Annotated in this window: 15 protein-coding genes; all 15 read right to left on the bottom strand. The window is 47.7% G+C overall.

Annotated features, from left to right (window positions below; translation table 11 throughout):
• Complete coding sequence (locus EOO50_RS08125) at positions 1-1,056, bottom strand: beta-ketoacyl synthase N-terminal-like domain-containing protein (protein ID WP_290839149.1); 1,056 nt, start codon at positions 1,054-1,056, stop codon at positions 1-3.
• Complete coding sequence (locus tag EOO50_RS08120; RefSeq protein WP_290839148.1) at positions 1,056-2,255, bottom strand: beta-ketoacyl-[acyl-carrier-protein] synthase family protein; 1,200 nt, start codon at positions 2,253-2,255, stop codon at positions 1,056-1,058. Before EOO50_RS08120 ends, EOO50_RS08125 begins: the two co-directional genes overlap by 1 nt.
• A 189-nt stretch (positions 2,256-2,444) precedes the next feature.
• Positions 2,445-2,702 carry a phosphopantetheine-binding protein gene (locus EOO50_RS08115; RefSeq protein WP_290839147.1) on the bottom strand — a complete coding sequence of 86 codons (258 nt, stop codon included), beginning with the start codon at positions 2,700-2,702 and terminating at the stop codon, positions 2,445-2,447.
• A 1-nt stretch (position 2,703) separates the two neighbouring features.
• A complete protein-coding gene (locus EOO50_RS08110; protein ID WP_290839146.1) occupies positions 2,704-3,306 on the bottom strand; it encodes a 3-oxoacyl-ACP synthase in 603 nt (200 codons plus the stop codon).
• A 39-nt stretch (positions 3,307-3,345) separates the two neighbouring features.
• Positions 3,346-4,473, bottom strand: a complete 1,128-nt coding sequence (locus EOO50_RS08105) for a beta-ketoacyl synthase N-terminal-like domain-containing protein (RefSeq protein WP_290839145.1) — start codon at positions 4,471-4,473, stop codon at positions 3,346-3,348.
• Positions 4,470-4,919 (bottom strand): acyl-CoA thioesterase, encoded by a 450-nt coding sequence (locus tag EOO50_RS08100; protein ID WP_290839144.1) that lies wholly within the window; start codon positions 4,917-4,919, stop codon positions 4,470-4,472. The genes EOO50_RS08105 and EOO50_RS08100 overlap by 4 nt, the downstream gene beginning before the upstream one ends.
• On the bottom strand, positions 4,894-6,177 hold the full coding sequence (locus EOO50_RS08095; RefSeq protein ID WP_290839142.1) for an ABC transporter permease: 1,284 nt from the start codon (positions 6,175-6,177) through the stop codon (positions 4,894-4,896). The genes EOO50_RS08100 and EOO50_RS08095 overlap by 26 nt, the downstream gene beginning before the upstream one ends.
• The gene (locus tag EOO50_RS08090; protein ID WP_290839141.1) at positions 6,170-6,919 is read right to left on the bottom strand and encodes an ABC transporter ATP-binding protein; all 750 of its coding nucleotides are present in this window, start codon (positions 6,917-6,919) and stop codon (positions 6,170-6,172) included. Before EOO50_RS08090 ends, EOO50_RS08095 begins: the two co-directional genes overlap by 8 nt.
• A 1-nt stretch (position 6,920) precedes the next feature.
• Complete coding sequence (locus EOO50_RS08085) at positions 6,921-7,919, bottom strand: BtrH N-terminal domain-containing protein (protein WP_290839140.1); 999 nt, start codon at positions 7,917-7,919, stop codon at positions 6,921-6,923.
• A complete protein-coding gene (locus tag EOO50_RS08080; protein ID WP_290839139.1) occupies positions 7,919-8,323 on the bottom strand; it encodes a hypothetical protein in 405 nt (134 codons plus the stop codon). Before EOO50_RS08080 ends, EOO50_RS08085 begins: the two co-directional genes overlap by 1 nt.
• Positions 8,324-8,690: 367 nt before the next feature.
• Positions 8,691-9,176: an ABC transporter permease gene (locus EOO50_RS08075; RefSeq protein WP_290839138.1), complete on the bottom strand. Its 486-nt coding sequence runs from the start codon at positions 9,174-9,176 to the stop codon at positions 8,691-8,693.
• Positions 9,176-9,610, bottom strand: a complete 435-nt coding sequence (locus tag EOO50_RS08070; RefSeq protein ID WP_290839137.1) for a hypothetical protein — start codon at positions 9,608-9,610, stop codon at positions 9,176-9,178. Before EOO50_RS08070 ends, EOO50_RS08075 begins: the two co-directional genes overlap by 1 nt.
• Complete coding sequence (locus EOO50_RS08065) at positions 9,611-10,744, bottom strand: beta-ketoacyl-ACP synthase III (RefSeq protein ID WP_290839134.1); 1,134 nt, start codon at positions 10,742-10,744, stop codon at positions 9,611-9,613.
• A gap of 17 nt (positions 10,745-10,761) precedes the next feature.
• Entirely contained in the window at positions 10,762-11,664 is a 903-nt protein-coding gene (locus tag EOO50_RS08060; protein ID WP_290839132.1) for a dialkylrecorsinol condensing enzyme DarA, read from the bottom strand.
• A 49-nt stretch (positions 11,665-11,713) separates the two neighbouring features.
• Complete coding sequence (locus tag EOO50_RS08055) at positions 11,714-13,369, bottom strand: NAD(P)/FAD-dependent oxidoreductase (RefSeq protein ID WP_290839130.1); 1,656 nt, start codon at positions 13,367-13,369, stop codon at positions 11,714-11,716.
• Between the last annotated feature and the right edge of the window lie 4 nt (positions 13,370-13,373).

The following is a 13,373-nucleotide window of genomic DNA, read 5'->3' as shown; positions in this document are numbered from 1 at the left end:
TCAAATCGAAATCAAGGTAAAACTATGGTCGATGCCGCGGTATTGGTTGTACAGCAAAATCTTGTGGTACGACGGTTTTTCGACCTCGTTCACCTTCAATTCCTGAGGGATTTCCTGGATTTTCAAGATGTTCGCCCCGACATACAACCCAAAAGCCGAAGCCGTGTTGTATTCTCCCGAAACATGTTTGTAGTAAACCTGTGGCGTAAACCCGAATTCACGAGCGAGTTCCTTGTAATAAACATCGTACTCGACATCACCATCAAAACCGAGGATTACGGCATCGACATCGTGTTGTTGCAAACCGTTCTGCTTTAAAAAATCGATCGCTTTTTGACCGACTTCATCCGTTTCAAGACGATTTATAGTTTCGATGTCAACAATTTCGGCATAAGTCGATTCGGACCTTTTGCTTTCGAGAACGAAGAACGTCGCGCCTTCGCTAAAAGCTGTTCCGGTTGTCTCAGAACCTAAAACTTTAAACGTCTCCGAATCGTCGGGCTTTATGAAACCCGCGAGTTTGAACAGCGATTTCGTGTATTCGGTCATTTCGTCTATGCCGCCGACCAAAACCGAATTCGCTTCATCGGCATCGATCTGCAACTTCGCATCCAACACCGCCGATTCGAACGAAACCGCGCCGTTGACATACGTGAAATTGTACGACTTGCAACCAATCCCGATCGCGATAGACGATGCGACGGTATTGTGCGTCGATTGGATGAATGACGTCGGCGTTAAAAATTGTTCGCCATTGTCGATGATCGCCTTCAAGAATTTATCCGAATCTTCGATGCAACCCATTCCCGTTCCCGTTATGATCGCGTCCGGTTGTTCGATTCCGGCTTCCTTCATCGCCATTGTCGAGGCGACGATGCCGTTCTTGACGCCTTTGGCCATTCTTCGCGAGGCTATCGGAGAGAAATAATCCTTGTATTCTGGTTTTTGGAGTTCGAGGAAATTCGTGGTTTCGTCGATCGTGAATTCCGATGGAAATCCGTTTGTCGTAGCCTGTGCCGAAATACAGCCGATGCCGTTGATGTACGTTTTTCCCATCAGTTCTTAGAAAATATTACGGTCGAACAATTGCCGCCGAACCCGAATGAGTTCGACAACACGTGGTCGATGTTTTTATGCTTCAACTCGGTTTGCGGAACCAGATCGAATTCCTGCATTTTCGTCCTGAAATTCAAATTCGGATACACGACGCCGTTGTTGATCGCCAAAACGCTGTAAACCGCCTCGATCGCAGCCGCAGCCGCCAACGTATGACCCGTAAACGCCTTGGTCGATGAAAAATCGGGAACGTCTTTGCCTTCGTAGATTCGGGCGACGGCGCGACCTTCGCTCAAGTCGTTGTTCGGAGTCGCGGTTCCGTGTACGTTTATATAGTCGATCTGCGACGGATCCATTTCGGCAATCTTGAACGCCTTTTGCATCGCGAGGAATGCGCCGTCGCCATTCTCGGACGAAGCTGTTTGGTGAAAAGCATCATTCGCATTGGCATAACCTGAAACGCGCGCCAACACCTTTTTGCCCGTTTTCGCGATAACGTCATCAGATTCCAACACGATAAATGCGGCCGCTTCGCCAAGATTCAAACCCTTTCGGTCGTTGTCGAATGGCGTGTTGTAGGTATCGGTCAAAATCATCAGTGTTTTGAAACCGTTTATGGTGAACTTTGCGAGTCCGTCGGTTCCGCCGACTATGACGCGGTCGAGTTTTCCGGCCTTGATCATTCGCGCGCCAAGCATGATAGCGTTGGCAGCCGAGGAACAAGCCGTGGAAATCGTCGTCACAAAACCTTTCAACCCGATTTCGTCGGCGATTTTTTGTGAAACGTCGCCTCCGTCGTGGGCCGCAATATATTTTACGGTTTCGGGATTCTCGAAATATTCGTAGTAGTGCTTTTCAGTCGTGTCCATTCCGCCGACCGAAGTCGAGTTGATCAATCCGGTCCGGAATTCGTTCACGTCCTCGATTCCCGCGTCGGCAACCGCCTGTTTCGCGGCGTACAAGCCCAGCAATGCCGTTCTCGTGTAATTGTTGTCGGCGGGCAAATTCAATTCGGCAATCAAATCGGCATTCGATTTCTTGATTTCACCGAACATGATTTCGCCTTTGTGGACGGTGTCGATGTTGTCGGTTTTTGTAATCGCCTTTTCCGAATTCACAAGCGAACGGAAATTTTCCTCGACGTTGTTCCCAATAGCCGAAATGATTCCCATTCCCGTAATCGCAATTCCTTTATTCATTTTTTTAGATTGACAGATTTCAGATTTTCAGATTTCAGATTCGCACATGACAATGGAACGAATCGTTAACTCCGCAATCATAAATTCGATACCTTTTTTTGACAGATTCTCAGATTCTTCATATTTCGCTCGTCAACGCTGACGTTAAAAATCTGTAAATCTAAAATCTGTAAATCTGATAATCTCTATTTATTTCGTCCTATGCGTCTCCACATAACTCGCCATCGTATCAATCGACTGGAAAATCGTCTTCCCTTCTTTCGGGTCGGTCAATTTGATGCCGTAATCCTTGTCCAAAAGCACGATCAATTCCAAAGCGTCGATCGAATCAAGGCCCAAACCTTCGCCGAATAGCGGATCCTGATCGGCGATATCTGACGGATTCACGTCTTCAAGGTTCAATACCGCGATGATCTTCTCTTTCAATTCTTGTTTTAATGCTTCCATGTCAGTTTGTATAAAGTAGTTCTAAATTTCGTATCGTATGTTCGGTTTCGCCTTCGTTTGAAACGAGGTACAAAAACGCTTTGTATTCTTCTTGGAAAAACTCGGTCCAGCCGCAAAGCACTTGTTTCGCTTTTCCCGTATTCAGCAGTGATTCAGCATATCCGAACAGAAATTCGGCATTGAACGCGCCAAAGATAAAGAAAGAATTTTCGGTTTTCAACCCGTGACGAATACTTATTTCGCCCAGGCAGATATTCGGCAACGTGTACACGAAAACCGCCGGGCTCGGGTAGTAATTTTCCTTGCTCGCGATCGATTCCTGATACGTGACGTCGGTATCCAACGAAGACGACGAATTTGCCAAAAGCAACGCCGTTTGCGGTTCCTGATTGTCTTTTAGCAATAATTCCGAACCCAGAAACGCGAGTTTAGAAAGCGCGTCCATTTTAAAGAACTTCGGATATTGGATTCCGAAATGACGCAACGCTTCTTTTGAAAAATCATTGAAAGATTCAGCTTCCGACGAAAAAACGCGCGTCCCATCGACCCAAATCCCATTCGCCTCAATCGTGCAAAAACTCGTTATGTAATATTTATTTTCCAAGCGTCGAACCCATTTTCAAATTTCCAAATTTCCAAATTTTCAAATTACCTTCCCAAAAACCACGGCCGTGTTGCAACCGCCGAATCCCGAAGCCGTCTTTAGAAAATATCGCATTTCTTTTTCTTGATTTTCTTCAATAACATTGATGGGCTGGCTCACTCCGATTTCATCGAATCCCGCCGACGCCAACAATTTATTTCGCGACATCGCCTCGATTCCGATCACCGTTTCGAGCAATCCCGACGCACCTAAAGTATGTCCGTAATAACCTTTCAAACTATTGATCGGAACGTTTTGCAAGCCATGACGGTTGAACGCGATGGCTTCCATTTCGTCGTTGAACGGAGTTGCGGTTCCGTGCGCCGAGATATAATCGATGCTTTCATATGGAATTCCCGCTTCGTTCATCGCCGATTCGACGCTCAAAAACAAACCTTCGCCTGTTCTTGACGGACCTGAAATATGGTTCGCGTCGTTCATCGAGCCGTCACCGAGGATTTTCGCTTTTGCCAAAGTTTCGTTCGACGTAACCAAAACCGCGGCCGCCGCTTCGCCCAAAGTAACTCCGGTTCGATTGGCCGAATACGGTTTGCACGGCTGATCGCTCATCGCCTGGAACGAATTGAATCCCGACAATACGAATTCCGAAACCAAGTCTCCGGCAACGACGAACGCTTCGTCACACATGCTCGACTGGATCATTCTTTTCGCGACGCTGACGGCCAAAACTCCCGAAACACACGCGTTCGAAATCACGATCGGTTGCGATTTGAACCCGAAAAAGTCGGCAATGGTTTGTGAGAGTTCGTGCAGTTGCGCCTTCTCGATATTATTCGATTCGAGCGCCGTGATATTTCCTTTGGTCGTCGACAGCAAAAACGCCGTCCGTTCGCCAAGGTTCGAATTCGATTCGGACACTACGGGATGCAGCGCCAGAATCATCATCTTTTCTAATTTCGTATAGGTTGCAATCGGAGAAATTTCGGAAAAAGCCGAATCCAATTTCGATTCGTCGACGACTGCCGCGAAATACGCATTCGGCATCCACGAATTCTCGTGCTTTTGGATTCCCGATTTGCCTTGGAGGATGTTTTCGATATTTTCATCAACCGAAAACCCGAGCGGCGTCACGCAATTCATCTGCGATATGTAAACGTCTTTGCTCATGAAATCAAACCTACTTTTCGTTTCCAGGTTTCGTAGAACGGCGGATTCGTGAGTTGTAGTTCGCCTTTCCTGTCGATGAAAACCTGAATGGTTTCGCCCGTGCACGCGATTTCGCCTTTTGTGTCGTAAATCGTGAACTTGAAGATTATCTTGGCCGCGGGCGTTTCGTAGAATTCGGTTTTTATCGTGCAGACATCGCCGTAACGCAGCGACAATTTGTGCTCGCAACTTGATTTTACGATCGGCGTCGCGTAACCGCTATCGGCGACATCGAGATACGAGATCCCGTGTCGGCGCCCGAAAGCCTCGCGTCCGTCCTCGAAATACTTAATGTAATGGCCGTGCCAGACGATTCCGAGCGGATCGCATTCGTTGAATCGCACACGCGTTTCGAATTCGGTCGTGAGTTCAGGAACTAACCTAGACGGATCTTTTCTTTTTGTCATACAGCAATGCTATGGTTATCGTGGCTACGAAGAATAAAAATAATAAGGTGATTTCGGGGAAAATCTCGACGATTCCCGAGTTGCGCAAAAATACGTCATAAAATGCGTCCAATCCCCAATTCATCGGCGAACACATCGCGACGACCTGCATGAATTTCGGCATCGCGAAAACGGGAACCCAAACGCCGCCCAAAGCCGCGAGGATAATCACCGATGTCGCGCCAAAAGGAGCCGACTGTTCCTGGGTTTTTGCAATCGTCCCGACCAAAATCCCGTAGCCTGTCGCGGCCAATCCTGAGAAAAGCGCCACGATCGTGAGCATGAATAAATTCGCGTCGACGTTCAAAGCCGGCAATCCCATAAGCGGAAAAAGCCAGATCCCGACCGCGATCATCATGTAAAACTGAATCATGCAAATGATCAAATACGTAATCGTTTTGCCTGCGATCACGACCGCGCTCGACACCGGATTGGTGCGCAAACGAATGAACGTGCCCTGGTTTTTTTCCTTGACCATGTTGATCGACAACGGAATCACGATGAAAAACATCGCGAACAGCGTCCATGCGGGAACGTTGTGTTGCACCGCATTCGGTTTTACTTCCTTATTGTTGACGGTTTGGTTGATTTCCTTGAACGCGATGAAATTCTGGTTTTCGAACGGATCGGGTTGGTCTTCGCCAAGCTGCTCGCGGAACGCCGCGTAGATCGATTGGGTTTCGATTTTCGAGATCATCTTGTCGATGTTGCTCATCACGGCGCTTTTGAAACTCATCTGCACCGCGGGATCGAAATATAAATTCACATCTTTCTGCGTGATGATGCGCGCTGACGGTTTGGCTTTCAATGAATCCTCAAGCCCGAAACTCGTCAGAATCTTATCGACGTTCTGGTCGATCTTGATTTGAAGGTCGGAACTCAAATTCGCCGGAATCACGATCGCCAGTTGGTATTCGCCTTTAAAAACCGATTGTTTCGCGGTTGCCTCAGTGAGTTTTTTCCCATCGATTTCGGTAATCAAATCAAAAGCGTTGCTCGATTTCATGTTCTCGAACACCGATTTCGCGACTTCACCTTTGTCGTTGTCGACGATCAGAATCGGGATCTTTTGGTCGCCCGAGCGTTGGTACGCGGCGTTTTGGATCAACGTCACGGCAATGATCAGCACGAGCGGCATCGCGAATAGGATGATGACTCCGCCCATGTCGCGACGCAGCAACAGCAATTCCTTTTTTATGGACATTCCCAGTTTATGCATCGCGAAGTTCTTTTCCGGTTAGCGAAAGGAAAACATCTTCGAGATCGCGTGCGTTTTGGGTAGTCGAAATCAATTCGCGCGGCGTTCCTTCAGCATAGATTTTCCCGCGGTCCACGATCGCTATGCGCGTGCAGAAATCCTGGGCCTCGGTCAAATGATGAGACGTGTAAATGATCGTCGTGCCGTTTTGGTTGATTTCTTTTAGGTAATCGATGATGACGTTTCTCGAATGTACGTCGACGCCGACTGTCGGTTCATCGAGGAACAGGACTTTCGGCGCGTGCATGAGTCCGGCGATGAGATTTATGCGGCGTTTCATTCCGCCCGAATACGTATCGATGCGTTTCTTGGCGAATTTCGTAAGACCGAGACGTTCGACGTTGTCGGCGATCGATTTCTTCAATTCCTTGCCTTTCAATCCGTACATCGAACCGAAATATTCGAGGTTTTCGTTGGCCGAAAGCGTCGGATACAATGCATATTCCTGAGGCACGACTCCAATTATCTTCTTGAGTTCCTTATCGTTTTCGTCGTAGGTTTTGCCGTCAATCGTGAACGTGCCCGACGTCGGTTCTATCAATCCGCACAACATCGAGATCAACGTGGTTTTGCCTGCACCGTTGGGTCCGAGCAAGCCGTACACTTCGCCTTTCTCGATTTTCAGCGACAAGGGTTTGACCGAAAAATCTTCGGCTCCTTTGTACTTCTTGGAGAGTTCGTGTATGTCTATGATAATCGGCAAATCAGGCAATGGCTTTTTTGAGTTTTTTGAAGAAATCTTCCTCAAGGTCGGCAATTTTGAGCATTTCGTCTGCCAATAAATTATAAACATCCGTTTTGGACGAGCGATTTTTATACACGCGCGACGCTTCTACGGCAAAGTCACGCCAGCGATCGCCGATTTTCGTCATTTCGAGCGACAGTTCACGTAGCTTCGGATTGTGGAGAATCACCGATGATTCCTGCAAAAACGCCGCGAAAATATATCGGAAACCGCCACCGCCAGTCCCGATTTCTTCCTGCATGCGCACGATTTGGGCGAGGTAATGGTTGGCTACTTTCACACCTTTTTTTTCAGGCCATTTTCGGATCATGTTCGCAACGGTTCGGATTCCTTTCACGCCGACGATCGGCACGGGAGCCAGCATATCGCGGCACGTTTCCTTGATTCCCTTGATGATCGCTCCGGGTAAATCGGCTTTGTTCGGGATCGACGTCGGAAAATACATTTGGCCTTTCGGAGCGAACGCGCCTTTTGCGAAACGCACTTTTTCCATGTCTTTGTGCGTCAAAGTCGTGACGTTTTCCATTACGGGATCGCTCACGAGATAATCGGTTTCGGTTTTCCCATAAACCACGCAATTGTGCGCGTTGAAATGGAAACGGTATTCGTCGGGGAAATAAGTCAGTCCGTACACGCCGACCTGCAATCCCGTGGGAATATTATTTTTGAGGTTTTCGTCGAGCGCTTCCTGAGCCGCTTTCGGATTCGAGAACTTGATGCGTTTTACCTTGAAACCGAGTCGTTTCGCGGCCTTGTTGAAAATCGTTCCGGGCATCGGGCGATACGAGATCGCGGGCGCGTGGTTGACTTTCAAAAACGGGATGTAAACGTAGAACAATCCCGATCCTATCCCGAAAATCATCGGTTCACTGATGTCAAAACCGTTGTGTTTCAAAAGGTTCGACGCGACGCCGTTTTCGCAATGCGCCGCCTGATGGTGTGTGAATCCTACTTCCATTAATCGGCTTTGAAGTTTTTAAGGTCGTCAATCGAAATTTCGAACGCCTCGGCGTATTTCGATAGTAACTTGTCGCTGAGTCTATTGAAAACAGCGGGCTTGAAGTGACGTTTGACGCGCCATTTCCACAATCCGACATAACTCGCGAGAATGTTGAGATCCATTTTGCAGGATTCCATGAAGTACACGATCGGGCTTGCGGTTCCGGCCTTGACCTCGGCTTTTGCGGCGGCGACGCGTTCGTTTATATCTTCGAGTGAATTGGAAAGCGCGATGGATTTCGGTTCCCAGCCCGTGCTCAACGCCGTCGTGTAATTACCCTGATCGTCAGTGGCATACAGTAATTCCCGGACATTTTTCTTGGAAAGGTTGCCCTCGTCCTGCGGCACTTCGTCTTTCTTCATAATTTCGAGTTTAGGATTGTTCCCGAACTGGCAAAAATACTTAACTAATTTGAACTTTCATATGTTAAGCGAAAAACTTAGAATGTGCTTGAATAGTTTGTGGGATGCTGTTTGCTTTTGCCACGAAGGCACGAAGGCACGAAGGCACGAAGTTTTAAAAGCGTTCGAAAGCGACGCAAAGAAACGTATTGCAAAAGTTCGATTCATAAAAACTTTTTCCTTCGTGTCTTAGTATTTTCACGCCTTCGTGGCGAGAATACTAGTTTTGAAAGCGCTCGAAAGCGACGTAAAGAAATGTATTGCACAAGTTAGATTCACAAAACTTGTTTTCCTTCGTGTCTTCGCGCCTTCGTGGCAAAAAAATAAGCTATATATTGGATTTTACAGCAGTCGGAACAGATTGTTGCTGCTTAATAAACAAATTAATTTCGCCTTCAAGCAGCAACGTTTCGTCCAAAAAAGTCTGGCAATTCATCGTACACAAACTGTAATCGTCGGTCACAAAATTCGAAATAAGCGTCGATTTGGTTTTGATCGTGCTTCCGGCTTTGGGCAATGCATGTATTTTCAACGTTTTGATCGCACTGATGAATCCGATAACATTGGTGTCAGGTTTGTCTTCGAGATTTTCGTCGACATAGTATCCTTTCGCGACGATTGCCGAACAGGTTTGGGCCGCGTTTTCGATGAGTCCGGCCTCGGCGAACAAACCGTCGGGTTGGATGAAAAGATTGTCGGATTTGATCTCGAACACGGTTTCCACGACCTCATCGTCCATGCGCACGATCGTATCGACCATCAAAAATGGCGTGCGATGCGGCAGATAACGCGTGATGTCGATTCGTATATCCATTATTTTGCGAGTACGGTTTTCATTTGTCCGCGTGCGATTTCGATGTCATTTCTAGTCGTGACGAGATCGACGAGCGTTATGCCTCCGAACTCCTGGATAATCGTGACGAGCGTTTTGATCTCTTGCCCGACCTTGGGCAATTCGGAAATCTGGAGTTGGTTTATCGAACCGATGTAACCCGTCGGGGCCGGTTCGTTGAGCAGATAGAATTTGTATCCGGTGTGCAGCGCGACCGATTGCGCCATGTGTTCGATGAGTCCCGATTCGCGGAACGTTCCGTCGTGGCAAAAAATGTTGGTGTCGGGAATGGTCAAGCCGGCCTCGATCGTTTCATCGGTAAATGAAAAGAGCTTGTCGACCATGACGAACGGAAACTTTTGCGGGATCAGTCGCTCGATCACATTCTTGTCGAATATGGCTTTCGCGGCAGTCATTTAGCAAACGGTCAAATAGGCGTACGCGAAGGAGAAACGGCCGCTTTCAGGAACCGACAACAGGATCTTCTGCCCTTTTTCGAGCTTTCCTGAATTCATCAATTCCTCGAGCGCGAGGTAAATCGACGCCGATCCGACGTTGCCGACGCGTTGTAAGTTCATGAACCATTTATCGTCAGAAGGACAGATTCCTTTCTCGGCGAAAATAGTTTTAAGTCCGGCCACGAAATAATGAGACGAAACGTGCGGAAGGAAATAATCGAGATCGTCAACGGTAATATTGTGCTTTCTCAGCGTGTCGCCCATACTTTCCGCGCCTTTTTCAAGGATGTATTTGTCGAGCAATTTCACGTCTTGTTTGATCGAAAACACCGATTCTTTAAGCCATTCGCTCGGATCGTATTCGCTCCAAGGTTTGATCGAACCGTCTTCGTTCTTGTCGCCGCCCGCGTACATGCAGGCTTCGAGTTCGTGAGCGTATGAGTAAGCGTCCATCCATTCAATGCGAAGGGAAAAGTCGCCCTTTGGTTGATTCTCTAAAAGGAAAGCGCCCGCTCCGTCGCTTAGCATCCAACGCAGGAAATCCTTTTTGAATGCGATGATCGGTTGTTCTTCGAGGCTTTTAAGGTTGGTAACTTCTTGTTCGTACTTGTCCGACAGCATCCAAGTCGAAACCTTTTCACTTCCCGTACAAACCGCATTCGCTGTATTCCCCGATTTTACCGAAAGATAACCGTATTTAAGCGAGTTCATTCCCGCGCAGCAAACTCCTGTAGACGAATTGAGTTCAACCGATTGGTTCTTGAGCAAGCCGTGAACCATGGCCGCGTGCGACGGAAGGAAATTGTCGGGAGTCGATGTTCCGCATGAAAGCAATTCCATGTCTTTTGCCGTGAAAGTCCCATCAAAAAGATTTTCGATGGCAAGTTGCGTCATTTGCGCATTATTGTGCGTGCTTTTGCCATCCTTATCCAAAGCATAGTGGCGGCTCACGATCTTATTGTTGCGCAAAATCAGGCGCCTTGCTTTTGATGCCGTTTCATTGATCATTCCAAGATAGCTTTCCATATCGTCGTTCTGGACAGCTTCATTTGGCAAAAACTTACCGGCTTTGGTAATATATACTTCAAACATAGTTATTCGTCGACTCTCTAAACCCCTTGAAAATAAAGGGTTTCTCTCTTAATTTTATTGATTTTCAGCGGGTACGTTAAAAGGTGCAAGATATATACAATAGGCGATATAACCCAAATTGCAAGGAATAAATAAACATAAAATACTTTCAGCCATGATTTTCTCGAATTTTTTCTCGATTTGATAAAATTCGACCACTTATTAAAGATTTTATTACCTGTGCGATCGACCAAAACCAAATAGGAGCTGATTTTTACGGCATTATTCGCGAGCAATTCAGGCTGCAGGCTTTGCAACGTATCAGCTTGTAAATGTTGTTTGATAACCGTTCCGAAGCGCGACGAATCACTGATATCCTGATCCGAAACGCCCGGCAATGGCAAAATTCCCCACTTCTTGCGCTTTACGCCGCCCATCATCCAATCGACGATCGTAATGACGCTGACGAGATTTCCGACGCGGTCGACCAACGCTATGTTTCCCTTGAGAAGCGCGCCGTTTTCAGTGAGTAATTTCTTGACTTTTTCCTGCGCCATAACCCACATATTTCGCGATCCTGAAATCGTTACGACAGGCGTGTTGTGCAACAATTGCTTAGCGTCGGAACTTTTAAGGAACGAATTCACGGGAATCGACGGCGACAGATACCAAACCTGATAATGCAACAAAATCAAGTCGTATTTTTTATCGAGGATGTGTTGTGGAACGGGTTCGAGCGCGATCGGGATCTGAAGGAACGATTCGGGGAACGCATCGAAAAACGCATCGCTGTCCCACGGAAAAGGAAACGGCGTAACCGGCCGGATCTCATGGAAATCGACGTTTACGGCGCTGTCTTGCTGAAGCGGCCGTGAAACGCGCTCGGCGATCTCCTTTAGCTGTCCTGACTGTGTGTAATAGATGACCAGAACGTTCTTCATTCAGTGTTTGTTTTCGGGCGCAAATTTAGCAAAAAAAACGACATTGCTTTTACGACGGGTCTATTTGCCTGAACGTGCGTATTTTATCCGATCGTTTCACGTGAACCCATTCGGGCCAGGACTCAGGATTCTCGGCATCGTAAATTCGGAGTTTTTGCTGTTTGTCGTCGGGAAGCAAATCGTCTTGCGTACAGCCAAGGATCGCCGCCGCAGCATTCACACCCGAATACGTCGCGCCCGCAACACCATGCGACAACGTGCTCGCGCCACACAGGTACAGGTTTTCGATTTCCGACGCCACTTTATAAGCGAACGGCCCGACGTTTTTAAGCGTTTTCGCCGTGCCATACACGTTTCCTTTGGTGGAATTCACGTAAAACTGGTTCGTTTTGGGCGTTCCGAGTTCGGCCTGAACTACGTGATCTTCGACATTCGGAAGAACTTTCGACAACGTCTTTAGCATTTTCTTGACGACTTTTTCCTTGAATTCCATATACGCCGGCGTGTGATAATCATCAGACGTTCCGAAATCCGGAAGATTGTCGTAATTGATATACGTCACGACCTCGAAATTGTGGTATTTCCCGTTGAAACTCACGGGATCCTTGAGTGTCGTGCAACTCACGAAGACCGCCGGGAACTCGTCACCGTCGGCTACGTTTTTCTCCATGAGTTCTCTAAAACTGCCGTCGATGTCGTGATCGCGCATGAGCCAGACGTTGCCGGAATCCATTCCGTGGGCCGTGACGTCCATTTCGACGGTCAAGAACAAGATCAATGACGTGACCGAATATTCTGTTTTCTCGAGTTTTGACAGCAATTTTTTACTGAGGTTTTCCTTTCCGACGAGATCCAGATACGTGATCGACGGATCGGCGTTCGAAATAACCACATCGGCGAAAATTTCATCGCCGTTCGCCAATCGGATGCCAATCGCCTTGTTGTTTTCAATCAGGATTTTCGCGACGTTTTGTTGGGTCTTGATTTCGCCTTCGTGGCGTTTTAGCGCATTTGTCATCGCTTTTACGATTCCGCCGCCGCCGCCCATCGGGTAAAATCCGCCCTCGAAATAATGGTTCAGAACCGCGCAATGCACCGGGAAGCACGCGTTTTCAGGAGGCAAGCCGTGATCGCCGCATTGGATATTGAGCACCGCGGTCGCCATCGGATCTTTTATGTACCAGCCCAAAACCCGTTTGACGCTGAACAAAGCTGTTTTCCCGAAATTCTTGGTTCGGAACGGAACGGTGATTTTTTGCCACCAACCTTTTAGTTTCGGGATTTTTTGAAGTTCGACATTTACGTTGTAGACCAATGTCAGGTATTCGGTGATTTTCTTGGCTTCAGACGGAAAACGTTCGCACAGACTTCGTTTAAGGTTCTCGAAACCTTCGGGCAAGTCGATTCGCACGTCGCCTATCTGGCAATGTTCGTAACCCTCAGGATTCATTCGGAAGAAGACAATATCGTTCGCGATGCCCAAACCGCGGTATAAAATATCGGTCGATTCACCATCGGCAATTTGCCCTACGTAATGCACGCCCGGGCTGAAACGTTGTCCACCCAATGTAAAACTATGGCTCCAGCCGCCGGGAACCGAATGTTGTTCGAGCACGAGAACTTTCTTGCCGGCCCGCGCCAGACAGATCGCGGCAGCCAATCCTCCTACGCCTGAACCTACAACTATGCTATCATATTTTTTCATGCGT

This window comes from Flavobacterium sp., assembly GCF_004211145.1.
GTDB lineage: Bacteria > Bacteroidota > Bacteroidia > Flavobacteriales > Flavobacteriaceae > Flavobacterium.
This window is presented reverse-complemented; position numbering and strand designations above follow the sequence as displayed.

Coding starts and splice junctions, on each gene's coding strand:
- EOO50_RS08125 (WP_290839149.1), bottom strand. CDS start 1,056: ATGGGAAAAACGTACATCAACGGCATCGGCTGTATTTCGGCACAGGCT.
- EOO50_RS08075 (WP_290839138.1), bottom strand. CDS start 9,176: ATGGATATACGAATCGACATCACGCGTTATCTGCCGCATCGCACGCCA.
- EOO50_RS08065 (WP_290839134.1), bottom strand. CDS start 10,744: ATGTTTGAAGTATATATTACCAAAGCCGGTAAGTTTTTGCCAAATGAA.
- EOO50_RS08095 (WP_290839142.1), bottom strand. CDS start 6,177: ATGCATAAACTGGGAATGTCCATAAAAAAGGAATTGCTGTTGCTGCGT.
- EOO50_RS08105 (WP_290839145.1), bottom strand. CDS start 4,473: ATGAGCAAAGACGTTTACATATCGCAGATGAATTGCGTGACGCCGCTC.
- EOO50_RS08115 (WP_290839147.1), bottom strand. CDS start 2,702: ATGGAAGCATTAAAACAAGAATTGAAAGAGAAGATCATCGCGGTATTG.
- EOO50_RS08060 (WP_290839132.1), bottom strand. CDS start 11,664: ATGAAGAACGTTCTGGTCATCTATTACACACAGTCAGGACAGCTAAAG.
- EOO50_RS08085 (WP_290839140.1), bottom strand. CDS start 7,919: ATGGAAGTAGGATTCACACACCATCAGGCGGCGCATTGCGAAAACGGC.
- EOO50_RS08055 (WP_290839130.1), bottom strand. CDS start 13,369: ATGAAAAAATATGATAGCATAGTTGTAGGTTCAGGCGTAGGAGGATTG.
- EOO50_RS08080 (WP_290839139.1), bottom strand. CDS start 8,323: ATGAAGAAAGACGAAGTGCCGCAGGACGAGGGCAACCTTTCCAAGAAA.
- EOO50_RS08070 (WP_290839137.1), bottom strand. CDS start 9,610: ATGACTGCCGCGAAAGCCATATTCGACAAGAATGTGATCGAGCGACTG.
- EOO50_RS08100 (WP_290839144.1), bottom strand. CDS start 4,919: ATGACAAAAAGAAAAGATCCGTCTAGGTTAGTTCCTGAACTCACGACC.
- EOO50_RS08120 (WP_290839148.1), bottom strand. CDS start 2,255: ATGAATAAAGGAATTGCGATTACGGGAATGGGAATCATTTCGGCTATT.